Genomic DNA, 26,424 nt, shown 5'->3' with positions numbered 1-26,424 from the left:
TCTACAAATCTTTATGAAGTTCTAAAATGGCTTGTATTTTAGGCTGAACAGCATTGATTAAACGATCAAAGCCCAGGTCATTGGGATGCACACCGTCAACCGTCCCTTCGTGATCTGTACCCAGAAAGTCATCTTCTTCAATCAGGTACAGGTAAGGTATATTTTCGTTCTGCAAGTTTTTAACCACCTCGGCAATTGCCTCATTCTGCTGACGATTCCATACTTCCACTTTCGCATTAAAGTAACCTTTCTCACGTACCACGCTCTGAATAAAAATGATGGGAGTATTCGGATGCTTTTCACGAAGATGACGGATGGCATAGGGCGCTCTTTCTCTTATTTGTTCTGCGCTCGGGTTGGCAATACAGTCCATAATAAAAGCATCGCATTCAATATCAGCGAGCATGTCAATAACCGGCTTTTCCATTTTTCCGTTTCCACTCAGTCCCAAGTTGATAAAATTCAGCCCTGTAGCACGAGACATACGCGCGGGGTAAGCCATGCCAGCCCTGGAAGCCGAAGCTCCCTGCGTGATACTCGATCCGTATATTACATACTTGCCAACAAAAGGAGATGCTGCCGGGAGGATATAAGCAGCTTCATCTACCCCTATTTTCAATGAAACAATTTCGTCGTAAGTCGGTAAATAGAGCAAACACTCTTTGGTGCTCGTATCCATATCCGTTACAATGTATTTTTCTGAATACTTATCTTCCGGAATTCCGGCACCGGCAAACTGCCACTTTCCGTTCTTTTTGATATACAGATCAAGCCCCATAGAGCCTATCCGCGGAATATTCGGATACACCTGATTTTTTTGAACTTCCCATTTGGCCGAAATCACAGAACTGTTTGTTTGAAAGGCAATCGCAATTCCGGCAGAGTTGGTGTACAACGATTTAACCGGCGCAGGCATGTCCATGTACTTTTCCCCATCCACCCGGTGATATAATTTAGAAGTCGGCATTGCCTTTCCCACAATCGTCAGGCTGTCGGCATCCACAAACTTTCCTTTAATATCGGTAAAAATATGCCGGGCATAGTTGTAGTCCTGTGCCTTGTATATTTTCGTCAGGTTTTCCAACCGGATTAGAAAATCATCATAATCTTCAGTATCCGAAGACCAGCCTACTTCAGCAAGTGCAGCCAGTCGCGGCAACAACATGTACTGCAAATGGTCAAAATCTTTGATGTATTCTGTCCACAGATTTGCCTGGAGGCCTAAAACATTTTGTCCTTCCTGCTCATTCAATCCGGCGAGAGGATCAAAATCATAAACCTTTGAAACCGGAATGTATCCCCCGATCGCCAATGGTTCTGAATTTTTCTTCAGGCTTTGGTATTTATCAAAATAGCAATGAGTTCCGGGTGTCATAATTACGTTATTTCCTTTTTGTGCAGCCTTAATTCCTCCTTTGGTTCCCCGCCACGACATAATTGTGGCTGTTTGAGAGATGCCTCCTTCCAGGATTTCATCCCAACCTATAATTTCCCGGCCGTGCTCTTGTAAAAAAGCTTCAACCTGGCCTGTAAAATAATTCTGAAGACGTGATTCACCGTTAAGCCCTTTTGCTGCCATCAGCTTTTGGCAATCCGGACATTTCTTCCATCTTTCTGTTGGACACTCGTCTCCACCGATATGAATGTATTTTGAAGGGAACAAGTCCATCACTTCCAGTAAAACATTTTCTACAAACTCAAAAGAGGATTCCTTGCCAATACAAAGCACATCTTTAAATACTCCCCATTTTTCACCCACTTTAAACGTTTCATTCGCTTTGCAGGCAAGCTGAGGATAGGCAGCCAGCGCCGCCGTAACATGCCCCGGCATATCAATTTCGGGAATAATCGTTATAAAGCGTTTTTGGGCGTAAGCAACTACATCTTTTATTTGTTCCTGCGTATAATAACCACCATAAGGTTCCCCGTCATACAAATGAACTTTATCGTTGTAATGGTTAACAAGGGTTTGTGCCCTTACCGAACCAATTTCAGTAAGTTTAGGATACTTCTTTATTTCAATTCGCCAGCCCTGATCTTCGGTCAGGTGCCAGTGAAAGGTGTTGATTTTGTGCAAAGCCAGTATATCAATAAAGCGTTTCACTTCTTCCACGCTAAAAAAGTGCCGGCATACATCCAGCATGGCTCCCCGGTAGCCAAACCGCGGGTAGTCGTTAATTTTTACACCTTCAACAACCAGGTTGTCAGCTGAGGTTTTCGATAAGTAAGTACTTGGGATAACCTGTAAAAGGGTTTGAATGCCGTAAAAAACACCCCTGTCGCTCCCGGCAACCAGCCGAATGCTCTTTTGCGAAACATCAAGAATGTATTCATCAGTCCGTAAATCTGAGTCTAACGCAATGTTTATCGCGTCTTTCTGGGGTTTCTTATTCTGCTCTACCGTTAAAGAGAGATTATAATACGAAAGCAGTTGTTCGGCCAGGTAGTTACCATTTTGCTGCATTAAATCCGATGCATCCTGCAGGTTTATAGGCGTTGTACTTTTTAGGATAAAACTTGTGTTTTGCCGGGTTATCGAAACCGGTTTGGGCACAATCGTACTTGCGTGGGCGTCGGTAAAAAAGAGGACAAAACAAAAGAGGAATGCGGGAAGGCATTTACTGAAACTGGATAACTTCATATTTTCTAAATGAATTATTTGGAATAAAACAACTTTGGCTATATCCGCCAAAATAGCGAAAAACATGCGATTGGCTTCAAAAACCAACAAACAGAATGACTTACAGGACCATAATTTTAAGGTAACATAATTCAGAATACCGGGATTACCGCCTGCGGAAGATTTTTTGAGTCTCCTTCAGGTCGGTTAAGATACAATCTGTAAAAACTAGTTTGCAATCCTTTAAACGAAACCAATTGCTTATCCGAACCAAACCATTTAGCTTGATTGCGGATAAGCAATGTTTTAATACATTTTAAGGCGCAATATTATTAGCGGTATGTCAATTTCCGGATAAGGAAAGGTACTGTATCCGCCACATAAATGGTTTTACCATCTTCAGTTACCAAAACAGCATAAGGAGTATTGAACTTTGCCGATAGTGCCTTTCCGTTTTCAGTACCTTTAACACCGGTACCGGCAATTGTTTTGATAGTGCCTTTTGCGTAATCCCCGTTTTCACCCGGCGTAAACTTCTGGATCACATGATACAAAGCATCTGCAATGTAAATGTTTCCGGCAGCATCGCAGGACAAGCCAAAGATCTGCCCCACTTTTGCAGTCAATGGATTCCCGGGTTCCCCGTCGTTGTAATTTGTTCCTTTTACACCATCGCCTGCAATAGTAGTAACATCACCGGAAGAAAGAGTCAATTTAATCAAGGTATAATTCGCGCTTCCTCCGATAATCAAATCACCTTGCGGAGTAAACACCAAAGTGTTGGGTGTGATTCCAATGCCAAAGCTTGTCACCTGCCCGTCGGGAGTAATCTTCTTGATGGCCTTATTGTCTCTGTCAGCAACATACATATTGTCCTCGTCGTCAAAAACCAGCGACATCGGGTTTTTAAAGCCTGTTGCAAAAGTGCTTACTTCGTGTGTTACCGCAGTCACTTTCTGAACGCGGTGGTTTCCTTTGTCTGCAATGAAGTAATTTCCTTTTGAGTCGAAATTACCCTGCCACGGATGGAAAAACGAATCTGAAGTTGGACTCCCGGCAATGGTGGTTACATTTACATCGGGCGAGATGCGTCGTATTGCAAAATTTCCCCTGTCGCTAAACCAGATACTGCCGTCGGGAGCAAAACTCAAACTGGTGGGCAGCTTGCAAGTCGCCTGAGTTCCTATGCCATCAGTCATGGCCGGCACCCCGCTTTGCCCCACAATGGTTTGTACCACCCAGCCGTTGTCCGTAGGTTTTTTAAAGGTAAACGCGGGGCCTACAATTGTTTTATTGTTGATGGTAATTTCAATGTTGAACGTACCTTCGTCTATTTCCGGCAAAACAACCTGAAGTTCTCCCGCATTGGCCTCTAAAACAATGGCAGTAAGTCCGTTAAATTTTACCGTATTTTCAGATTTCACCGGACTAAAACTACGACCGTAAACCGTAATGATGTCTTTTGCGGTTCCCATATGAGTACTCAGCGAAACAATCATTGGTTCTTGATTATTTATTTGCTCATCCACGTCGTCAGAGCAGGATATGTTCATCAAAATGCCTGCTAACCCAAGCATAAAATATACTATCGTTTTCATTATCTCATCTTTTTTATTAATGTTTTATGGCTCGTTTAGCACCACCATCCATGAATTCACTACTGCGCGCTCACTTCCGTCCGAGGGTCTGTTTCTGATCTGGAAAACATCCGCTTCATAGCGCCTGATCATCATTTGCGAAGATCCTCCCCCGTCAAAGTTAACGGCATACTCGCACCCCAATGCCTGCATAACGCTTCCGAGTTCATGGTAAGACATTCCATTTGAGTATAGGGCACTTCGTCCATCCACCACCATAAAGTAGACAATATTATCACTGGTATAGCCCCAAACGGTTCTTGGATCAACCTGTGTCCACCCCGCAGGCAAACTGGCAATTTGTCCTTCCCGAACAACAATAGCGCCACCACCCGTTACTTCTTTTAAGTCATTCTTGATTGCCGGGTAATCTTCCTTGTCCCCGATCAACGGTTTATTTTCATTGGTTATGGCAGCAAAACTTAAAGCCTGCTGTGGGAGTGATGCTTTCGGAATAAAGTAATCTTTTAAAATTACGCCATTACGATGCAACGGCCCCCTAAGATCCATGTTGCCAACATCCCAAAAATCGGCGTTAATCATTGCAACCACCCGGTGCTCCGGCCGGTCTGTAAACCGGGCAATTTCAGTTAAAGTCTGTTTGGAAAAGTTCTCCGATTCATTGTTATCATAAGGCATTCCCACCTTCACCTGCAAGCCGGGAGTTGATAAGTCAATTTTTAAAATGTAAGCATGGGTAGTTAATCCATTCATCTTTAAAAAATGAATATCTGTTTCTTCCACTCCTTGGGTTACCGTAAAAGAAGTGTCGGAGAAAACTTGTGCAACGATGTCGGAATGCTCCAACAGGGCCTGCCCAACCGTTGTTTTGGGCTTATATTCAGGTGCGAAATTATCATTGTCTTTCTCACAACCGTAGTTAAATACTACAACTACGACTGCAAAAAACAGGGCTGTAAGATTCTTTATATATCTGTCCATTTCTAACTCTTTTTAATCCGTAATTGGTTATATCCACACTTAGTCAGCATTATTCCAGAGCGGGTTTTGCTGTAGCAGCTGATTTAATTCTATTTCGCGGGAAGGGATTGGCAGTACGTTGAATTTTGTTTCCAATTCCAGGTCAGATTCAATCCGGTTTAGGCGAACCAGGTCAAACCATCTGAATCCTTCACCCAAAAATTCGTGGTGACGCTCATCCACAATTGCATCCATAAACTCATCGCTGTTTGCCGGGTTAACCGGTTCCAGTCCCCTGAACTCGCGCAATTGATTTAAACGCCCTAAACCATCAGGAAAACCTTTTCCTTCGGCGCTGAGCAGATACATTTCGGCCAAACGGGTAATTATTATCGGGTCGGTACCTGTTTCCCCGCTCGGGTATTTGTTCAACACATTGTTGGTCGCCTGAACATCGATCGACATATCTTTTCGCTTGTCGTCGGGATGAAACATACTCATTACAGCATCGGTTGGAGCATATATATAACTCCCTCCCACCGAAGACTCCCGGGTGTAGAAATAAGTGCTTGTGCGAATAGCCGACTCCTCCGGAAGATTTGCAAACCGGAATATGGTCTCGTCGTTGGTCTGCGCACGGAAGATGTTTTCAAATTCATCCAGCGAAAAATGTCCGCTCAGGATCACCTCTTCAGCCAATGCCGCTGCTTCCGTTTTTTTGCCTAAGGCAATTTTCACCCTGGCCATTAAAGCCTTGGCGGCCTCTTTCGAAACATAATAATCGGAACTATAACCCTGGCAGTATTCAATGGCTGTTTCAAAGTTCTCTTCCACAAAACCCCATACTTCAGATTCAGGAGATGCAGCTACATCGTCGGTTGTGGGTTCGCGCAAAATAGGCACTGATCTCCAGCGGGTAACCAGGTTATAATAAATCAGCCCCCTGAAAAAGCTCGCTACTCCAATCAGCTCGTTTTTATGATTTGAGTCGGGCATTTTATTTACCGAAACCAGAAACTCGTTTACCTGGTATAAATTGGTATAATAGCCGTTCCAGGGGTCACTTATAAAACCGCTTTCAGTGGTAATTAAGTCATTTAGCAGTATTTTATACGAAGCATAACCAGAGGCTCCTCCCCGAATAAAGTTTCCGCCTAAAACATCCTGGGTAATGTACCCGTTTACCGTTGGTTTATTCTGGGTATAGAAATAAAGTCCGTTCAATAATAAATCTGCATCCTGTTCAGTCAGGTTGTCGGTAGCCACACTGTTGTGCGGAAATAAGTCCAACATACCGTCGCATCCTGAGACAAGCACCATCAAACTTATACTGAGAGCTATTGTGATTAAATTCCTTTTACACATGCGATTAAAGTTTTAAGTTAACACCAAAGTTTATAACAGTAGGCTGAGACGGCAACAGGAAGTCGTATCCCATTGTAACCGGCGAGAGGCTAACACTTACCTCGGGGTCCAGCAACGGATATTTTGTAAGCACAAACAGGTTATCGGCCTGCACATACAAACGGCAACTGGCAATGTTTAACTTGCTCACCCATTTTTTAGGCATGGTGTACCCCAATGTTATGTTACGTAAACGAATGTATGAGCCGTCGTGTAGAAACCGGGTTGAAGGAAATTTGGTTGAATTCCACGACACCCCGTAAATGGCGCGGGGAACCGAATTACTTGTTCCCGGTCCGGTCCAGCGTTTATCGGCTTCGTCCTGCAACATGGGCCAATAGCCGTTTCCTAAACGATATCCTCCGGTCCAGAGCTGGTATACTTTATTTCCGTACGAACTGTTAAAGAAGAAGCTTAAGTCGAAACTTCTGTATTTAAGCGAGTGGTTCCAGCCGGCCGTAAATTTTGGATTCGCCGATCCTACAATTTGCGAATCGTTTTCGCGGTCAATGTAACCGTCGTCGTTTACATCTTCGTATTTAACATCACCTGCACGCACTCCTTCGGCATATATTTTTTCCGGAATTTCATCATCACTCTGGTAGATACCGATCTGTTTTACCATGTAAAAGCTACCGACTTCTTCGCCTACTTTCAGGATATGCGTGGCATCCGGCCGGATAATAACATCGTCGCCCAGTAAAGAAGTTAAACGGTTTCGCACAAACGAGATATTAAAATCAGTTTCATAACTAAAACCTCCCCGGTTAAAATTATAACCGGCTGTGAATTCGATCCCTTTGTTTTGCATCGATCCAATGTTGCTCATGTAAGTTGTAAAACCGGTTGTGGCGGCAGTTGGTCTGCTGTACAAAAGATTCTTTGTGTTCTTAACAAAAGCATCGGCCGTAAAAGTCAACGCACCTTTCAGGAACGAAAGATCCACCCCAACGTCCGTTTGATTTGCTTTTTCCCACTCCAGGTTCCGGTTTCCGGCGGTCGCAATTCCCAATCCGTTTTTATTGTTGTAGTTATAACCACCGCCAGCCAGCGCCTGGTAAGCATATGTTGCTATTCCGGCCTGGTTTCCGGTTGATCCGTAGCTAGCCCGGACTTTGGCAGAAATTCCTTTCGCTTTCCAAAATCCTTCTTCCGACATAATCCATCCGGCCGAAACAGACGGGAAATAACCATACCTGTTCTCCGGTGCAAATCTTGACGATCCGTCGGCCCTCATCGACAAGGACAATAAATACTTGCGGTCGTAATTAAACTGCGCCCGGGTAAAGAACGACTGAAGCGCATACGCCGAGAGCCCCGTGGTAACATTCTGTACTTCAGCAGCCACCGAGTTTACATCGAACGAGCTGGATGGAAAGCCGATTCCGGTTTGTTCGGCCATGGAAGAACCATCGTGCTGAAACGAGTGACCGGCTATTACATTCACATACAAGTCATCAAACATTTTATCATAGGTCACCAGGTTTTCGGTTAAATAGGAAGTCAACCAACGACGTCCGTCAACCAGGCGCCCTACACTGTTCCCGTATGGATGTTGCGAAGTATAATAAATGTGCTCTTCGGTGTATCCAATATCAGCACCAAGAGTAGATTTAAACGATAAGGCCTCCGTAATTTTGAACAAGCCATACACCGAAGCAATGGTTTTAAAGTTGTTCAGATAAACATCTTCCTCGTTCAAAATCTGAACCGGGTTGTGGTTCAACAATTCCACTCCTCCCCTGTACCAGTTGCCGTCAGGCTTAACCGGCGAATCCCAGGTTCTTTGCTCCAAAGCACGGGGAATAAGGTTCGAGCCAATATTGTAACCCGTTGGCACCCGGTTGTTCTGACTATACCCTAAAGTAACGTTTGTTCCGAGGGTAAAACCATTGGAAATTTTTCTGTCCTGCTTTAATTTCAGGTTGTAGCGGTCAACAGCGTTCCCTTTGAACACACCTTCCTGGTGCTTAATGTTTCCTGAGATATAATAATTGGAGCTCTCATTCCCGCCGGTAACCGAAAGAAAAACATTTTGAACTTTTGCATTCCGGAGAATCAGGTCCAACCAATCGGTATCGGCTTTTCCCGGATAAGGATTATCGATGCGGGGAGTTTCATTGGTTCCCTTTTGAATGTTCCAGTTATCAATGGCTTCGTTAATCACTTCCAGGTAAGTTTTCGAATCTGCCATCTGCAGTTTATCGGTGCGGGGAAGCCACTGCATACCGGTAGACGCATTTACCGAAACCCGGGTTTTGCCCTGTTTCCCGCTTTTGGTAGTAATGATAATTACCCCGTTGGTGGCTCTCGATCCGTAGATGGCAGCAGAAGAAGCATCTTTTAAAACGTTGATCGATTCAATGTCTTCGGGGTTCAAAATATCCATGATATTCATTGACTGCCCATAATTGCCCAGGTCGGCACTTGAGGCTGAATTAATCGGGACACCATCTATCACATACAGAGGCTCATTACTTGCTGACAACGAGCCGGCACCACGGATATTTACCCTGCTTCTACTTCCCGGAATTCCGGATGAAGACGATATTACAACCCCGGCAACACGTCCTTGCAGCAATCCTTCCACCCCTGTCGTTTGCCGGGAAGTCATTTCCGAAGGCTTAAAATTACCGATCGAGGAACTGATATTGCTCTTTGCCTGGGTTCCGTAGCCAATCGCCACAACTTCCTCCAAACCAATCGACTCCTCAAGCATCGACACATTGATCTGACTCTTTCCCTTTACCGCAATCTCCTGTGTTTTCATCCCGATAAACGAGAATTGCAGCACAGCGCTCTCCGGAACGTTGGGTAAAGCGTATTTTCCATCCGCATCGGTAACAGTACCGCTACCCGTTCCAACTACCAGTACTGTCACGCCCGGAAGAGGAACTCCCGAAGAATCAGTCACTTTACCTGAAATTGAATTTTGCTGACTTAAAACAGACTCAGTTGACACATTTTTAAGTTCCACCAAAATCATATTGTTCCGTAATTCTTTAAAAGAATAAGGGAGCTCACTAAATGCCTGCATCAGAATATCGCCAATAACTTCGTTATCAGCCAGCACTGTAACCTTCTTGTTTACATCCACTTCATCGTTGCTGTAAAAAAAACGATACTCACTGTTGCTTTCAATGTAATTGAAAAGCTCCAGCAAGGATGTGTTTTTAAGGGTTACATCCATTTTGGTGTTTTGCGACCAAAGGCTTGCATTTACCTGCAAGGTTAAAGCCAGAATAAGAAACCACGTTAATTTCATAATTCTTACACACTTTTTTACTTCAATCCCCCGATAGGATCGAAGAAATAGTTTTAAATTCATAAATTTGAATACATTTTAAAGTTAAACTTCGGTTTAAATTTTACTAAAGGGGAAGTGGCCCAACACTTCCTCTTTTTCATTTTAATCATACTATTTCATTCGTTTGTAATTGTTTATTTTGAGTAGAATGTTATTTTATTGTCCTCAATGCGATAGCCGACGTATTTTGAGGTTCCGAAATAGGATATCGTTTCCAGGATGCTTTCGCGCTCCAGTATTCCTGTAAATCTGCGGGACTTTACCTCTTCGTCTGCAAATTCAATATCCACGTCAAACCACCGTTCAAGCTTTAATTCCAATTCTGCCAGCGACTCGTTTCTAAAGGCCAGTCTGCCTTCTTTCCATTCTGTCTCGGGTGTTATATCATTTAAGCTGAACAGCTTCATTTTACTGTCTGCCGTGCTATAAACCACTTTCTGAAAGGGTTTCATGATTATCTGCTGCGACTTGCCCGCCATATTAACACTTCCCTCCACCAGCGTAGCCACAATCTCCTTTTCGCCCGGATAGGCTTTTAGGTTGAACTCGGTACCCAGCACTTCAATTGTAACATCAGAAGCCTTCACAATAAAAGGAATACCGGTATTTTTTGTGACCGAAAAATAACCTTCTCCCTCCAGCCATACACTCCGCGATTCTCCCCGGAAATTAGTATTGAAAACCAGTTTGCTGCCCGAGTTTAAATAAACCAGTGAACTGTCGGGCAAAACCACGGTTGATTTGTCTCCCAACGCACAGGTAATGGTAGTATAGGTATCTTCTGAATGTAGACTTTCTTTTCCGAGATAATAGAACACCGGCAAGGATATAAGAAGCATCACGATGGCGGCATATTTAATCAGTTCATTGATTCGGTAGATCCGCGCCTTTTTCTTTCGGATTCTCCCGAAAAACTGTTCCATCGCATCCTGCTGGTTGTATTCCGAATAACTGCCGCCCGACAACCAGATTTCCTGCAGATCGGTATACAACTTTCGGTTTTCGTTGTTTTGGTTAAGCCACTCCCCGACTTGCCTTTTCTCGCCAGGGGTAGCTTCACCACTGAACAATCGGATAATAATGCTATGAGTATTTTTCTCCATTTAATTTTACTGTATCCTTAACTAAGATGCAGCAAAAAGTAAAAACCCTGTATTGAAATGTGATTTTTTATTTCAGAAGCAGAAAAAGCAGAAAGGCAGGTAGGTAATCTTTCAAGTCGTTTCGAAGAGACAACATGGCTTTCGACAAGTGCATTTCAACGGTTTTTACAGCAATTCCCATTTCATCTGCAATTTCTTTGTTTGTCTTCCCTTCAAATCTTTTTAGCCGAAAAACAGTCTGTTGCTGCGGCGGCAGTTGGTTAACCGCATCTTCAATTCGTATGGAAAGCTCTTGCACCAAAAGGCTTTGTTCCGTTAAATTCTCGGCCACTTCTTTAAACCCGATATTCGAACCATCGGTAGACGAAAAGTAATCTTCAATTTTTTTCTCGCTTTTTAACTTGCGTAAATATTGAAGCGAATTGTTTGCCACCGCTTTAAAAAGATAGGCTTTTATCGACGAAACAGAACCAAGTTTTTTTCGGTTATTCCACAGGTTAAAAAAAGTTTCAGATACAATTTCTTCTGCAATATCCTTTCGGCCTACATATCGTCTCGAATAGGCACACAACAGCGAATAATAATCATTAAACAATGAAATATAAGCAGCCTCATTTCCTTGCCTGAGTTTTTCGATAAGATCATTTGATCCATCTTTCATTGAATATTTCTGCGACACGAATGATTGGCTCATACACTGAGGACTACCTGTAATTACTCGATTATAACCAGCTCAAGCCTGAACTTTACGGACGCTAAAGGTAATTAATTTTTGAAAAGCCGAATGAACATAACAGAAAGCCCGCAAATCATACTACGCTATTAATTTTGCCTTCAAGGTTCTTCGAGCTAAGTTTCTACTTCCTCGTGGTTTTTAAAAACGACTTGGGGTTTTCGCCGATGTGTTGGGTGAATAGCCTCGAAAAATAAAACGGATCTTTATACCCCAGTAGAAAGGCGACTTCTTTTACATTCATCGATTGATTGGTTAACAAACGGATTGCTTCCTGCATTTTCAGCTTGATAAAATAATCGAGCGGCGACGCCCCGGTTTTGTTCCGGAATAATTTGGAAAGATGCGATTCGGACAGGTTTACATGGCTGGCAATGTCGCGAATTGTCAAGGTTTCTTTTAACTGGTCTGCCATAAAAAAAATGGCCCGGTCAACCGGGTCCGAGCTCTGAACTCCTTTTGCAGCCCGATAGGTGTTAACATAAAAAAACGAAGCCAGTAATCCATTCAGACACAAATTACCGTACTCAATGTTTTCGTTAATAAAGCCTGCTTCCAGTACCGTCAGTATCTCGTTAAACAAACGAATCCGGTCCTCGGTCCGGGAATCAGAAGAATGGGGCAAAGCGTTTATTTTGCCAAAATAATCTTCGAAAGCGGAGCTTCTTTTTCCACCAAAATGAAGCCAGTAAATCGACCACGGCGATTGGGAGGAAGACCAGTAAGAATGCGGCAATTCAGCGGGAATCACAAAAAACGAATTGGGCGAAATCGAAAATACCTGGTTGTTTACGTCTATCGTACCAAAACCGTCGACACAATAAATCAGAATATGCTCCCCAATGCCTTTTTTTCGCTGTCGAAAATGATTTTTGGCATTCGGATAAAAACCAATATCACTGAAATACAGCTGGCCAAGTCTGGCATTTCTTTTCACATATTCGAGCTGATTTTTTGACAATACCACACTCCGGTCGCCAAAAAACCGGTCTTCTTTGCCCATCTTAGGACTTGTTTCAAATTTACCGTGAGTCATTTTCCATAACTTTTAGTGCGACTAAAACTAAACCGAATCATCCATCAATTGAATCTAACACTTCATTCAAGTGCCATTATTTACCTTATGAAAGCAATCTAAATCTGCAATATAAATCAATTCAGAAAAAATGCCCTCAAATATTACAATAATCGGATTCTACATGAAATAATAAAATTATCCATTGAAGAAAATGCAGCAGATCACTACTTTCGACAAGTTGATTATCCGTCACTTTTGGAAGTATCTCAACACCGAAAAGTGAGCAAATAAAACGTGCATGATTTCAGGAATCACGAACCTGCAATGATAAAATACTAAACGAATGAATAAAACCAGCCTGCTTTTGCTTATTGCATTTTTAGCGGCCTTATCGTGCAGCAAAAATGTACAGACCGAACCTTCCGCACAACAAAACCTGGTGTTTAACGAATTAGCCCAAAAATGGGATGAAGCCCTTCCTTTGGGCAACGGAATGCTGGGTTGCCTGATCTGGGAAAAAGAAGGCAAACTTCGCATGTCGCTCGACAGGGCCGACCTTTGGGATCTTCGCCCCAAGGAAAACATTGATTTTGACAACTGGAAATTCAATGATGTTTACAACTACTGGAAATCGGACAACTACCAAACCGTTCTTCAGGAATTCGATCGTCCGTCGAATAACTATGCGGCCCCTACAAAAATTCCGGCGGCGGCATTGGAAATCGACATCAGCAAACTGGGAAAAGTAAAACAGGCAACACTCGATTTATCCACCGCCAGCAGCATTGTTGAATGGGAAAACGGTGCAAGATTCACCGCATTTATTCATGCCGACAAACCCATTGGCTGGTATCGTTTTGAAAATGTTCCCGAAGGCCTGGAGACAGAGCTGATCGCCCCCGACTACCAGGGAGAAAGGGAACAACAGCAAAGCAACCAATCGCTAAGCAAATTGGGATACCCGCCGGGAACCATCCAAAAGGAAACAAACAACATTACCTATACCCAGGAGGGTTGGAACAACTTCACCTACGAAGTACACGTTCAATGGCAAACCGGGAAAAACAAAATGGAAGGCTGCTGGTCTGTTTCCTCGTCGAAAAACAAGACAGCGGGCATTTCTGCTTCCGAGGTAGCTTCCGCCGAACAATTAAACGGCTACAACAAAGCATTTGAAACCCATAAAAACTGGTGGAAAAACTACTGGAGTGCATCTTCGGCAAGCATTCCGGACACTCTTCTGCAGAAACAGTACTACCTGGAAATGTACAAATTTGGGGCGGCGGCCCGTGCCAACACCCCTCCTATTTCATTGCAAGCGGTCTGGACTGCCGACAACGGCCAGATACCACCGTGGAAAGGTGATTTCCACCACGACCTGAATACGCAACTAAGCTACTGGCCTTCGTATGCGGGAAACCACCTCCAGCTTGAAAACGGATTTGTTGACTGGCTGTGGAACAACCGCCCGGCTTTTAAAAAATACACCCGCGATTATTTTGAAGTCGATGGATTGAACGTTCCGGGAGTTACAACGCTCGATGGAGAACCCATGGGTGGCTGGATCCAGTATTCGATGGGACAAACCGTTGCTGCCTGGCTCGGGCATAATTTTTACCAGCACTGGCGCTACAGCATGGATCGGGACTTTTTGGCAACCAGAACCTATCCTTGGCTAAAAGAAGTCGCCTTGTTTTTTGAACAGGTTTCGGTGACTACCGAATCGGGAATGAAAAAGCTGAAAATGAGCTCCAGTCCCGAGATTTACAATAACTCAGCCAAAGCATGGTTTGCTGAAACCACAAATTTTGACCTCGCACTGATTCGCTGGACCTTTGAAAAAGCACAGGAATGTGCCCAGGAACTTGGGCTCAACGACGAAGCACAAAAATGGGGAGATGAACTGAAAAAGTGGCCCGATTATGCCACCGATCCGGAAAGTGGATTTATGTTTGCTCCCGGCTTTCCGTACAACCAATCGCACAGGCATTTTTCGCATCTGCTGGCTTTTCATCCGCTGGGATTGGTTGACTTCTCAAACAGCGAAAACGACCGGACATTAATCAAGAATACCTTAAAAAACCTCGAAGCCAATGGCTCTTCTCAGTGGACTGGCTACTCCTTTAGCTGGCTCGGGAATTTGTATGCACGGGCTTTTGACGGAGAAAAAGCTGCCGACGCCCTTCGGATTTTTGCTGAATGTTTCTGTTCTAAAAATTCATTTCACCTGAATGGCGACCAGTGCAAAGCCGGGCATTCCAATCTCACCTACCGGCCGTTTACGCTCGAAGGAAATTTTGCTTTTGCCTCCGCCATCCAGGAAATGTTACTGCAAAGCCACACCGGAAAAATAGCGGTATTTCCCGCCCTGCCTGCCGACTGGAAAAACGCTGGCTTCGACAAACTCAGAGCCAACGGAGCTTTCCTTGTATCGGCTCAAATGAAAGACGGCAAAACGCAGCAGGTAACAATTGTAGCAGAAAAAGGCGGTAACTTGTTACTTAAAAATCCCTTTGGAGATGATGAGTTCAGTGCCTCTACTGACTATTCATTCGAAAACAACACGATCAAAGTTGACACAAAAGAAGGCGAAACGATACGTTTGACCAGAAAAAATTAATCTTATGAATCAGTCAATAAAATATGCAATACTGTCAGTTGCAATTGCTATTCTCTTCGGGTGCTCCGCCCAAAAGAATCAGTCAAACGAGCAACGTCCCAACGTTCTTCTGATCGTTTCCGACGACCAGGGTTATGCCGACTTTTCGCCTTTCCAGAACCATTCGCCTGAAGTTTCAACCCCCAACCTGGAACGATTGGCCGAAAGCGGCATGATATTTCCGCAGGCTTACACCACTGCTCCCGTTTGCAGTCCGTCGAGAGCCGGTTTAAATACGGGGAAATACCAGTTCAGATGGGACGAAAAAGCCAGCTGGGGGCCGGGTTTGCCCGACACGGTAAAAACCATTGCCGAATACCTGAAAGAAGCCGGTTACACAACGGCCCGGATTGGCAAAAGCGATTTTGGCACCAATTACCACAGGTTCGATGTGCGCGAATACCCACTCAACCACGGTTACGACGAGTTCTTGGGTTTTAGCGCTCACGCCCACGATTACTGGCTGAACTCAGAGGAAATAGCCCAACGAACTCCCGATCCCAACGGAACCAGCGCCCACCTGGGGCCACTGATGCACAACAACACGTACAAAAGCTATCCGAAAGGTTACCTCACCGATATCTTCACCGATGAAGCCATTCAGTATGTGAAAACCAAGCGGGACCAGCCATTTTTTCTGACACTGGCCTACAATTCGGTCCACCACGTTATTCACGAGGTTCCGCAAAAGTACCTCGACAAATACCAGGTAAAACCTATTCACAACTACGATCCTGACAGCATGGAAACGTTTGGCAACCAACCTCCGGGCTCGTATTCTGCTTATTACGAAAAATACACCCGGCTGGGCGCAATTCAAGACGAGGATATGCGCAAATACTACCTCGCCAACCTGAATTGCCTTGACGACAACATTGGCCGTATACTGGATGCACTGAAAAAGGAAGGGCTGGACAAAAACACGCTGATCGTTTATATTTCGGATAATGGCGGCTCGCCCATAACCGGTGCACTGAATGCCCCGCTTTCGGCAGGAAAATACTCGTTGTGGGAAGGCGGTATACGTGTCCCGATGGCCATTTCGTGGCCCGCCAAAGTAAAAGCCGGCAGCACAAATACCGGCTATGTTTCGGCAGTCGACATCCTTCCAACAATTGCGGAAGCTGCCGGAGTTACCCTAACTGACGGAACCATTGACGGCAAAAATCTGCTCGCTGACGCCTCCGGTTCAGATCGTTTGCTGGTTTGGAAATGGGGAAACACCTGGGCCGTGCGCTCAGGCCCCTGGAAACTGACCAACACCAACGAATCGTGGGGAAAAGGACGTCCTTCCAACTATTACATCAAACCCATTTCCAACGACTTAAGCCTGAAACTTTTTAACCTTGAAAATGATCCCGGAGAGCGGATAAACCTGGCAGAACAAATGCCCGAAAAAGTACAGGAACTTCAAAACGCCTATACAAACTGGTGCAGTGAAAACATTGGAAAATACTAATTTAATTACCTGAATAAACTGATATTTAAGGAATCAACCGACAATAAAAACACGAACATTTCAAATGAAGACCAAGCGAATTTCATTTTTTTCAAACCTTCGGAAGCCTCTTTCAAAAGTAAAATTAATAGTGATTGCACTCTTGCTACACTGTTCGGGTTATGCCCAAAGCCAGCCGACCGATCTTTCCGGAGAATGGCAGGTAAAGCTCGATCCGGAGAACGAATGGGTAAAAAAAGCCAACGGTGAATGCAAAACCGAAGGAAGCATAACACTCCCTGCATCACTTGCCCAATTTGGCTATGGCTTTAAAACCGACTCCTCCGATTTCGGGATACTCACTCCCTCTTACAAATACATCGGCAAAGCCTGGTACACAAAAGAGATACAGGTACCTGCGTCGTGGAAAAACAAGGATATTGAATTGTTTTTGGAGCGCGTACTTTGGGAGTCCCGGGTGTTGATCGACGGCGAAGAACGAAGCACCGACGATGCACTGGGAACGCCACATGTTCATCATCTTGGAAAATTATCGCCTGGCAGTCATCAGCTTACCATTGTGGTTGACAATGAAATGATTCACAACATTGGCGACAAAGGCCATGCCTACGGAGAATACACGCAAAGTATCTGGAACGGCATTGTTGGCCGCATGGAAATGAAGGCGGTTGATCCGGTTCATATCAGCGCAGTCCGCACTTTTCCGGATATTGAAGAAGACATATTAAAAGTGGAAGTTACGCTCAATACTCCGTCGCAAAAACCGCTTGCCCTGAAATATGCCATTAGCCCGGTTTCAGAAAAAGTGAATGTATTGGAAGGCGAAGAAATTTTCCGTCCGAAAAAAGGACAGCAACAGTTTATAATCCAGATACCGGTTCAGGGAAAACTAAAAAAATGGAGCGAATTTACCCCTGAAGTTTACCAGCTGGAGGTAGCCTTAAACAGCGGCAAAAATTCGGATAATTACAGTACAGAATTTGGTTTTTATGAAGTTACCGCCGGCAAACACAAAATACTGATTAACGGAGATCCCGTTTTTCTGCGTGGTAACCTCGACTGTGTTCATTTTCCGCTAACCGGTTATCCTTCGTGCAAGGTGGAAGAGTGGGAACGTATTTTCCGCATCTACAAAGACTATGGTTTGAACCACGTTCGCTTTCACTCGTGGTGCCCGCCCGAAGCTGCTTTTAAAGCTGCCAACCGTGTGGGAATTTACATGCAGGCCGAGGCATCGATCTGGATCGATTGGTGGATGAGTGTGGACAACATCGAAAGAGGGCGGCCCGAAATGAACACCAAAGGCTTTCCCAAAGGCCTGGGGCACAATGCTTCGCGCGACAGTTTTGTGGTAAAGGAAATGAACCGCGTGGTTGATTTTTATGGAAATCATCCTTCATTCACCCTGTTTTGCATCGGAAATGAACTGGGAAACTCCGATTTCGATGCAATGAAAAAGTGGGTGGCCGACCTGAAAGCAAAAGACCCGCGGCGCTTGTATTCGGTCTCAACCGCCCGGCAGATTACCGAAGTAGACGATTTTAACGCCACCCACAATATTCCGGGAGTTGGGCGTACCCGCGGCCTAAACGGGCCCCGCACCAACTGGGACTTCAATGAAAACTACGGCAAACTCGACATTCCCGTAATTGCGCACGAAATCGGGCAATGGCCGGTTTACCCGCGCTGGACAGAAATCGACAAATACACCGGTACTTTAAAAGCCCGAAACCTTGCCGAGATGAAAAAACAGGCCGAAGAAAACGGGATTGCCGGGCAAAACGAAAAGCTGGTGCAGGCATCGGGCGCACTCAACCAAATCATGTACAAATACGAAACCGAGTCGTTTCTGCGTACCGAAAAATGCGCCGGTGTACAGTTGCTCAGCATTCAGGATTACCAGGGGCAGGGCGAGGCGCTTATCGGCTGGCTTGATTGTTTCTGGGACAGCAAAGGCATTACAACTCCTGAAAAATTCAGACAGCATTTTAATACAACAGTCCCGCTCCTGAGGATGGAAAAAATGGTTTGGCAAAGCAACGAAACATTTACGGCTCAAGCCCAGCTGGCGCATTACGGAAATGCTGACCTTCGCGAGAAATGCCAGTGGCAGATCACCAGCAAATCAGGGAATAAACTCGCCGGTGGCACTTTTCTGCCCGGCAATTTCCAACAAGGTTCGCTTAGCGAACTGGGAAATATCTCTTTCAACCTAAACCGGTTTGAAAAAGCAGAGGAGTTGCAGATAAGCATCAAGGTTGAAAACACGGGCTTCGAAAATTCCTGGAACATTTGGGTGTATCCCGAAAAGCTCCCGGCTGTTAACAACGGTGACGACATTTATGTCTGTTCGGAGCTGGACAGCGTGGCCTTTCAACAACTTCGCAACGGCGGAAAAGTACTGCTGAATGCCAACGAACTGGGAACAGAAGAGAACGCGGTAAGCGCACATTTTTATCCGCTGTACTGGTCGCTTACCTTTTTTCCCGGCCAGGGAAAAACCAACATTGGCCTGTTGGTCGACAACTACCATCCGGCCTTTACCGAATTTCCAAGCTCCTATCATTCCGACTGGCAATGGGAAACCATCAGCCAAAATGCCAAAGGCTTTATACTAAACGACCTGCCTGCCTCTTACCATCCGCTGGCCCAGCCTGTAGACGATTTTCACCGCAATAACAAGGTGGGTTCGGTTTTCGAATTAAAAGTTGGCAATGGAAAGCTGCTGGTTTGCGGATATAATCTCGATGCGGATTTACCGGTTGCCCGTCAACTCCGGTTCAGTTTGCTGAAATACATGAACTCTGAGGATTTTCAACCCGCAGAACCTGTAAGCGAAACCTGGCTGAAAAAGCTGTTTCCGCTTATTCCCAAAGCCGAAAAATTAGATGTTCCGGACGACTTTGAAAGTGCCCTGTTTTATCTGGATGCAGCAGCCAGGCTATCGGCTAACAATGAAAATCTCCCCTGGAAAAAAGAACTCGACCATGTTATCGTTGCAAAAAATGTCAGCTATTCGGTAAAAGCCGACGGAGTATGGAAAGATGATCATGTTTCGGCCTGGCACGGGAAAGAAATGGAACTAAACATCCAGTGTCCCGACGGAATTTTGGGAACCTTGCTGGTTCATTTCAGCGACTGGAACCAAAACGGGCGCACCGGCCTGCTTGAATTCGAAGGCCGCAAAACCAAACTCGAAAACCACACCGGCGAAGGTCAATGGGTAAAATTTCATGTGATGCGCGAAGACAGTAACGATGGTAAACTCAGACTAAAAACCAAAGTACTAAGCGGTCCCAACCTGATGATTTCAAAAGTTGTATTATTAAAAGAATAGAACCGGCAAAACAGTAAACCAATGATGAACGATCAAAAATTCAATAAAAAATTTATCCTGGGGATTACCCTGGTATCGGCCATGGGCGGCCTGCTGTTTGGGTACGACTGGGTGGTAATTGGTGGTGCCAAACCTTTTTACGAGCGCTTTTTCGACATCACGCAATCGGCTAACCTGCAAGGCTGGGCCATGAGCAGTGCCTTGATCGGTTGTCTGTTCGGTGCTTCCTTATCCGGCTGGCTGGCCGACCGTTTCGGGCGTAAGCTGCCGCTTATTTTTGCCGCCCTGCTGTTTACCGTTTCGGCCCTTGGAACAGGTGCCGTTAACCAATTTGCACCCTTTATAGTTTTTCGTGTGCTGGGAGGTTTGGGAATCGGCATTGCTTCCGCCATTTCGCCCATGTACATTGCTGAAATTTCTCCCGCTCCCATGCGTGGCCGGCTGGTGGCAGTCAACCAACTTACCATCGTAATCGGGATTCTGGCCGCCCAAATCATCAATTACCTCATCGCCCAAAAGGTACCGACCGGTGCCAGCGATGAATTTATTGCCCAGTCGTGGAACGGACAAACGGGCTGGCGCTGGATGTTCTGGGCCGAAACCGTGCCTGCTGCGGCCTTTTTCATTCTCGCTTTTTTAATTCCTGAAAGCCCGCGTTTCCTGGCCAAATCAGGTAAAAATGAAGCTTCTCAAAAGATTCTTGAGAAAATCGGAGGCGCCGTGTATGCCCAAGCCGTTGAAAAAGATATTGCCGAAACCCTGAAAGACGCTTCCCGGAAAATCGACTGGAAAACCCTCAAGGGAAAAAGAATCAGGCCCCTTTTGCTGATCGGTATCGTACTGGCGGTTTTTCAGCAGTGGTGCGGCATCAACGTCATTTTTAATTATGCTGAAGAAGTGTTTACCTCAGCCGGGTATTCGGTTTCCGACATGCTGCTGAACATTGTCATCACCGGTTCTGTGAACCTCGTGTTTACACTGGTGGCCATGCGAATGATCGACAGCTGGGGCCGCCGAAAACTGATGTTGCTCGGGTCGTTGGGGCTGGCGGTGATTTACCTTTTTCTGGGAGGCAGCTATTTTTGGGAAGTTCAGGGCCTGCTGATTTTAATCCTCGTGGTTTTAGCCATCGCAGTTTATGCGCTTACTTTGGCTCCGGTTACCTGGGTAGTGCTCTCCGAAATCTTTCCGAACCGCGTGCGCGGAGCCGCCATGGCCATCGCCACCACCTCGCTGTGGATAGCCTCTTTTATCCTCACCTACACCTTCCCCATCCTGAACAAGGCGCTGCATGCCTCGGGAACCTTCTGGCTTTATGCCGGTATCAGCGTTGCCGGATTCCTGTTTATCCTGAAGAAACTCCCCGAAACCAAAGGGAAAAGCCTCGAAGAAATTGAAAAAAACATCCTAAAATAAAAGCCGGCATGAAAAAAACAGTTTTGCTTATCACCTGTATTTTCCTCATTTCCTTCGCTTTTGCCAATGAGTATGCATTGCAATCGCCCAACGGAAAGTTACAAGCCAAAATCTCTGTCGCTGAAAGTATCTCGGTACTTCTGAGCGAAAATGGGAACAACCTTCTTACACTCGAAAATCTTTCGATGGAAACCGACAAAGATCTGCTAAGCACCCCGGAATTTAAAGGCTTAAAAACTACCCGTAGATCGGTTGATGAAACCATACAACCGTTTATCCGCGAAAAAGCTGCCACTATTCAAAACACATACAACGAGCTCGAATTTAGATCCAAAAACAAAAGCGGAATCACTTTTCGTTTGTTTGACGAAGGACTTGCCTATCGTTTTTTTACTTCCACAAAAGACAGCTTAACCGTTTACAGCGAAAACCTGTCGCTTGTTTTGGATGAAAAAGACTCGATCCGCTTTCAGGCGTCGGGCTCGTTTAACTCCTCGTACGAAACGCCTTACGAGCACCGAGCTGTTTCAGCAATCGAAAACGAACAACTGTGCCATTTGCCCTTGCTGGCCGAAAAGCAAAACGGAACCTTTGTGCTCGTAACCGAAGCCGATCTGTACAATTACCCGGGCTTGTGGCTAAAAGGTACAGGCGGAGCGCAGCTAAACAGCACCCATCCGCCTTATCCGAAAAATTATAGGACCACCGGCAGTGTGTATGTGCACGGACAAATTACCGAAACCTTCGATTACATCGGGAAAGTAGCCGGAAACAGAAGCTACCCCTGGCGTATTTTTGCCGTGGCTGACCATGAAGCCGGCCTGATCGACAACAACATGGTTTACCTGCTTTCGTCGCCCAATGCGCTTCAAGATACGTCGTGGATAAAACCCGGCGTTGTAATGTTCGACTGGTGGGCAAAAAACAATATCTACGGAGTTGACTTTAAAGCGGGAATCAATACCGAAACAGCCAAATATTTTATTGATTTCTGTGCAGAACACGGTTTCAGGTATTTTCTTTTTGACGATGGCTGGAGCCCGCAAGACAATTTACTGGCGGCAGTACCCGGACTGGATATGGCCGAAGTAACCGAATATGCCCGCACGAAAGGTGTTGACGTTATGCTGTGGGTAATCTGGAAAACCCTCGAAAAACAATGGGACGAAGCTTTCGACCTGTTTGAAAGTTGGGGAATACGCGGAATAAAAATGGATTTCATGAACCGCGACGACCAGGAAATGGTGGAATTTTACGAGGCAGTTGCCCAGAAAGCGGCTGAAAAAAAGATGGTGGTCGATTTTCACGGAGCCTACAAACCATGCGGATTACGCCGGAAATATCCGAACGTGCTAACCCGCGAAGGGCTAATCGAGTTTGAATACAACGGCTGGACAACCGAGGATTCGCCCGAGCACCACAACATTCTGCCGTATATCCGAATGTTTACCGGCCCCATGGATTACATTCCGGCAACCCTGCGAAATTCAACCAAAAACAACTTCAAAGCACTGGGCGATTACCCGATGGGACAAGGAACAAGAGCACATGCCATGGCTTTGTTTGTGATACTCAGCAGCCCCATGACCATGTTACCCGATTCGCCCTCAGACTACTACCGGGAAAAAGAATGTACGCAGTTTCTGTCGCAAATTCCGGTGGAATGGGACGAAACCAGGCTTCTCGACGGCAAGATGGCCAACTACACCGCGTTGGCAAGACGTTCTGGTAACGACTGGTACATCGGGGCCATCACCAATTGGGACGAACGCACGCTTACCATAAACACCGACTTTCTGGCGCCCGGGAAATACCTGCTCGAAGCTGTGCAGGATGGACTAAATGCCAATACCCGCGCAGAAGACTACCAGCTGATCCTAAAAGACATAACAGCAGGCACGCCAATTACCATCGAAATGTGTTCAGGCGGTGGCTGGGTAGCACGAATTACTCCTTCTGAAAATCAATAAGAACTGGAAAAATGAAAACTTTATTCTTTTATACTCTTATCATACTGGCCAGCTTTACCGGCTGCTCCCAACGTTCTGCTTCCACCATCGACCTTTCGGGCGAATGGCAGTTCCGGACCGATCCCGATGACCAGGGAATCAATGAGAAATGGTACACTACCGATTTGCCGGAAAGTGTGCACTTACCGAGATCAATGGTAGAAAACGGCAAAGGCGATAACATCACCTTTGAAACACAATGGACAGGCACTTTAAAAAACCACTTCTGGTTCAATGACGAGAATTATGCGCCTTATACCAGTGCTGAAAATGTCCGCATTCCGTACTGGCTTCAGCCCGAGAAAAAATACACCGGCGCAGCATGGTACCGAAAAACAATTGTTATTCCGGAAGACTGGGAGCAACAACACGTAAAACTCAACCTCGAACGTCCTCACTGGGAATCGGATGTGTGGATAAACGGAGAACATGTTGGAACTCAAAACAGCCTGGCAGTGCCTCATGTTTTCAATGTCACGTCCTTTCTGAAAGCCGGCGAAAATACGCTGGCCATCCGCATCGACAATCGTGTAAAAGAGGTTGATCCGGGCATCGATTCACACAGCATTACCGACCACACCCAATCCAATTGGAACGGCATTGTTGGCGATCTTTCGCTCAATGCCAGCGGCAAAATATTTTTTGACAATGTGGCTGTATTTCCTGATGTGGAAAACAAACTGCTTCACATCAAAGCTACCGTCGTCAATACATTGAAAGAACCTCAGACTGCAAACCTCAGCGCAGGTGCAGTGCTTAAAAATACAGGTGCTTCGGTCAGCAAAAAATCAGAAAACTACCAGCTTACCCCCGGAACAAACAAGCTCACCATGAGCTATCCACTGGGAAAAGATGCCCTGCTTTGGGACGAGTTCAACCCCAACGTTTATGAACTGATTTTACAGCTAAAAGCAGGAAAGGAGACCGATCATAAAACGATCGATTTTGGCTTGCGCGAATTCAAACCGGAAGGCACACGTTTTACCAACAACGGCCGCCCCGTTTTTTTGCGCGGAACACTCGAATGTGCCATTTTCCCGCTAACCGGCTATCCTCCAACCGGAACAGAATACTGGGAAAAAATATACTCCGCGGTTAAAGCACATGGGCTCAACCATGTCCGTTTTCACTCGTGGTGCCCGCCCGAAGCCGCTTTTAAGGCAGCCGACGAAATGGGTATTTATCTGCAGGTGGAGTGTTCGTCGTGGGCCAATGTCAGTACGCAACTGGGCAGCGGCCTGCCCATCGATCAGTACATTATGGACGAAAGCGAACGAATTGTGGACGCGTATGGCAACCATCCGTCGTTTGTAATGATGGCATACGGCAACGAGCCCGGCGGCCCGCACCACGCAGAATTTCTCACCGGCTTTGTGAAGCATTGGGCAGAAAAAGATTCACGCCGGGTGTATACCAGCGGAGGCGGCTGGCCGGCACTGGTAGTCAATCAGTACCACAATATTCCTCAGCCGCGTATTCAACGCTGGAACGAAGGGCTCAACAGCATCATCAATTCCGAACCTCCCCGAAGCAATTACGACTGGACGGATAAAATAGCGCAATACGATATCCCCGTGGTCAGCCACGAAATCGGACAGTGGTGTGTGTATCCCAACTTCCGGGAAATTGAAAAATATACAGGCGTACTAAAAGCCAAAAATTTCGAGCTTTTCCGCGAAAGCCTGAAAGCCCACCACATGGAAGAACTGGCCGACAGCTTTTTACTGGCCTCCGGAAAACTGCAGGCACTTTGTTACAAAGCCGATATTGAAGCGGCCTTGAGAACACCGGGCTTTGCCGGTTTCCAGTTGCTCGACTTACACGATTTCCCCGGACAGGGAACTGCACTGGTGGGCGTTCTCGATCCGTTCTGGGAAGAAAAAGGCTACATTTCGCCCGAAGAGTACAGGCGTTTTTGCAATACCACCGTGCCCCTGGCAAGGCTTCCGAAACGAGTTTTTAACGAAGGCGAAAGCCTGACTGCCGCGATCGAAGTGGCTCATTTTGGCGAAAATCCCATTTCAGCCAACCCGGCATGGAAACTTACGGAAGGCGACAAAACAATTGCCGAAGGTACACTGGGGCAACAGAATATTTCCATTGGCAACGGCCTTCAACTGGGACAAGTCGTTTATGAATTTCAGGCTGAAAACCGCCCACGAAAAGTAACACTCGAAGTAAATATTGATGGTTTTTTCAATAGCTGGGACTGCTGGGTTTATCCGGCTCAGGTGCCTTCGGTTTCAAAAAATATCAGGGTGGTTAATACGCTTGATAAAAGAACCATCGATGCCTTAAAGAATGGCGAGGATGTACTTCTGACAACCTTAAAAGGCAGCACAAACGCAGCATACGGAGGAGATATTGGCATTGGCTTTTCCAGTATTTTTTGGAATACCGCCTGGACAGGAGGTCAAAAACCGCACACACTGGGGATTTTGTGCGATCCTGAGCATCCGGCGCTGGAACAATTCCCCACCGAATACCACTCCAACTGGCAGTGGTGGGATGCCATGAGCCATTCAAATGCAATCATGCTTGAAGCTTTTTCACAACCACTGCAACCCATCGTCAGGGTTATCGACGACTGGGTGACCAACCGCCAACTGGCCCTACTTTTTGAGGCCCGTGTGGGAAAAGGAAAACTGCTGGTTTCGGGCATCGATTTAACTTCCGACCTGGAAAACCGGCCGGAAGCCCGTCAGTTAAAATACAGCCTGTTGCAGTACATGAGCAGCGAGAAATTTGCACCGGCCAGCGAACTGGCCCCCGAAGAAATACAAAAAATGTTCAACTAGTTT

At 45.8% G+C, this 26,424-nt stretch carries 14 protein-coding genes; 6 read left to right on the top strand and 8 right to left on the bottom strand.

Annotated features, from left to right (window positions below):
• Position 1: 1 nt before the first annotated feature.
• The 8 genes from D1614_RS01355 to D1614_RS01320 all read right to left on the bottom strand — a co-directional run bounded on the left by D1614_RS01355 (position 2) and on the right by D1614_RS01320 (position 12,761).
• Positions 2-2,641 (bottom strand): family 20 glycosylhydrolase, encoded by a 2,640-nt coding sequence (locus D1614_RS01355; protein ID WP_162304373.1) that lies wholly within the window; start codon positions 2,639-2,641, stop codon positions 2-4.
• A 311-nt stretch (positions 2,642-2,952) separates the two neighbouring features.
• Positions 2,953-4,218, bottom strand: coding sequence for an IPT/TIG domain-containing protein (locus tag D1614_RS01350; RefSeq protein WP_119436080.1), 1,266 nt, complete (start codon positions 4,216-4,218; stop codon positions 2,953-2,955).
• 24 nt (positions 4,219-4,242) lie between these two features.
• A complete protein-coding gene (locus D1614_RS01345) occupies positions 4,243-5,199 on the bottom strand; it encodes a phosphodiester glycosidase family protein (protein ID WP_119436079.1) in 957 nt (318 codons plus the stop codon).
• Between the two features lie 39 nt (positions 5,200-5,238).
• On the bottom strand, positions 5,239-6,471 hold the full coding sequence (locus D1614_RS01340; RefSeq protein ID WP_206609890.1) for a RagB/SusD family nutrient uptake outer membrane protein: 1,233 nt from the start codon (positions 6,469-6,471) through the stop codon (positions 5,239-5,241).
• A gap of 76 nt (positions 6,472-6,547) precedes the next feature.
• Positions 6,548-9,847 carry a SusC/RagA family TonB-linked outer membrane protein gene (locus D1614_RS01335; protein ID WP_162304372.1) on the bottom strand — a complete coding sequence of 1,100 codons (3,300 nt, stop codon included), beginning with the start codon at positions 9,845-9,847 and terminating at the stop codon, positions 6,548-6,550.
• Between the two features lie 176 nt (positions 9,848-10,023).
• The gene (locus D1614_RS01330; RefSeq protein ID WP_119436076.1) at positions 10,024-10,992 is read right to left on the bottom strand and encodes a FecR family protein; all 969 of its coding nucleotides are present in this window, start codon (positions 10,990-10,992) and stop codon (positions 10,024-10,026) included.
• Positions 10,993-11,059: 67 nt separating this feature from the next.
• The gene (locus tag D1614_RS01325) at positions 11,060-11,686 is read right to left on the bottom strand and encodes an RNA polymerase sigma-70 factor (RefSeq protein WP_119436075.1); all 627 of its coding nucleotides are present in this window, start codon (positions 11,684-11,686) and stop codon (positions 11,060-11,062) included.
• Positions 11,687-11,849: 163 nt separating this feature from the next.
• Positions 11,850-12,761, bottom strand: a complete 912-nt coding sequence (locus tag D1614_RS01320; protein WP_119436074.1) for an AraC family transcriptional regulator — start codon at positions 12,759-12,761, stop codon at positions 11,850-11,852.
• A 325-nt stretch (positions 12,762-13,086) separates the two neighbouring features.
• Here D1614_RS01320 and D1614_RS01315 point away from each other — a divergent pair, with 325 nt between their 5' ends.
• From D1614_RS01315 to D1614_RS01290, 6 genes are all read left to right on the top strand, one after another.
• A complete protein-coding gene (locus D1614_RS01315) occupies positions 13,087-15,363 on the top strand; it encodes a glycosyl hydrolase family 95 catalytic domain-containing protein (RefSeq protein ID WP_119436073.1) in 2,277 nt (758 codons plus the stop codon).
• A gap of 4 nt (positions 15,364-15,367) precedes the next feature.
• The gene (locus tag D1614_RS01310; protein ID WP_119436072.1) at positions 15,368-16,861 is read left to right on the top strand and encodes a sulfatase family protein; all 1,494 of its coding nucleotides are present in this window, start codon (positions 15,368-15,370) and stop codon (positions 16,859-16,861) included.
• Between the two features lie 64 nt (positions 16,862-16,925).
• Positions 16,926-20,198 (top strand): DUF8487 domain-containing protein, encoded by a 3,273-nt coding sequence (locus D1614_RS01305; RefSeq protein ID WP_119436071.1) that lies wholly within the window; start codon positions 16,926-16,928, stop codon positions 20,196-20,198.
• A gap of 21 nt (positions 20,199-20,219) precedes the next feature.
• The gene (locus D1614_RS01300; protein WP_206609889.1) at positions 20,220-21,614 is read left to right on the top strand and encodes a sugar porter family MFS transporter; all 1,395 of its coding nucleotides are present in this window, start codon (positions 20,220-20,222) and stop codon (positions 21,612-21,614) included.
• Between the two features lie 8 nt (positions 21,615-21,622).
• Positions 21,623-23,584: a glycoside hydrolase family 97 protein gene (locus D1614_RS01295; RefSeq protein ID WP_119436070.1), complete on the top strand. Its 1,962-nt coding sequence runs from the start codon at positions 21,623-21,625 to the stop codon at positions 23,582-23,584.
• Between the two features lie 11 nt (positions 23,585-23,595).
• A complete protein-coding gene (locus D1614_RS01290) occupies positions 23,596-26,421 on the top strand; it encodes a DUF8487 domain-containing protein (protein WP_119436069.1) in 2,826 nt (941 codons plus the stop codon).
• The last annotated feature ends 3 nt before the right edge of the window (positions 26,422-26,424 follow it).

Origin of the sequence: Maribellus luteus (genome assembly GCF_003576475.1) — a bacterium.
Taxonomy (GTDB): domain Bacteria; phylum Bacteroidota; class Bacteroidia; order Bacteroidales; family Prolixibacteraceae; genus Draconibacterium; species Draconibacterium luteum.
Note: the sequence above shows the minus strand (reverse complement) of the source record. Positions and strands in the feature narration are given on the sequence as shown.

Excerpts from the sequence above, each read along its gene's own strand:
- D1614_RS01355 (WP_162304373.1), bottom strand. The coding sequence starts at position 2,641 with ATGAAGTTATCCAGTTTCAGTAAATGCCTTCCCGCATTCCTCTTTTGT.
- D1614_RS01350 (WP_119436080.1), bottom strand. The coding sequence starts at position 4,218 with ATGAAAACGATAGTATATTTTATGCTTGGGTTAGCAGGCATTTTGATG.
- D1614_RS01345 (WP_119436079.1), bottom strand. The coding sequence starts at position 5,199 with ATGGACAGATATATAAAGAATCTTACAGCCCTGTTTTTTGCAGTCGTA.
- D1614_RS01340 (WP_206609890.1), bottom strand. The coding sequence starts at position 6,471 with ATGTTGGACTTATTTCCGCACAACAGTGTGGCTACCGACAACCTGACT.
- D1614_RS01335 (WP_162304372.1), bottom strand. The coding sequence starts at position 9,847 with ATGAAATTAACGTGGTTTCTTATTCTGGCTTTAACCTTGCAGGTAAAT.
- D1614_RS01330 (WP_119436076.1), bottom strand. The coding sequence starts at position 10,992 with ATGGAGAAAAATACTCATAGCATTATTATCCGATTGTTCAGTGGTGAA.
- D1614_RS01325 (WP_119436075.1), bottom strand. The coding sequence starts at position 11,686 with ATGAGCCAATCATTCGTGTCGCAGAAATATTCAATGAAAGATGGATCA.
- D1614_RS01320 (WP_119436074.1), bottom strand. The coding sequence starts at position 12,761 with ATGACTCACGGTAAATTTGAAACAAGTCCTAAGATGGGCAAAGAAGAC.
- D1614_RS01315 (WP_119436073.1), top strand. The coding sequence starts at position 13,087 with ATGAATAAAACCAGCCTGCTTTTGCTTATTGCATTTTTAGCGGCCTTA.
- D1614_RS01310 (WP_119436072.1), top strand. The coding sequence starts at position 15,368 with ATGAATCAGTCAATAAAATATGCAATACTGTCAGTTGCAATTGCTATT.
- D1614_RS01305 (WP_119436071.1), top strand. The coding sequence starts at position 16,926 with ATGAAGACCAAGCGAATTTCATTTTTTTCAAACCTTCGGAAGCCTCTT.
- D1614_RS01300 (WP_206609889.1), top strand. The coding sequence starts at position 20,220 with ATGATGAACGATCAAAAATTCAATAAAAAATTTATCCTGGGGATTACC.
- D1614_RS01295 (WP_119436070.1), top strand. The coding sequence starts at position 21,623 with ATGAAAAAAACAGTTTTGCTTATCACCTGTATTTTCCTCATTTCCTTC.
- D1614_RS01290 (WP_119436069.1), top strand. The coding sequence starts at position 23,596 with ATGAAAACTTTATTCTTTTATACTCTTATCATACTGGCCAGCTTTACC.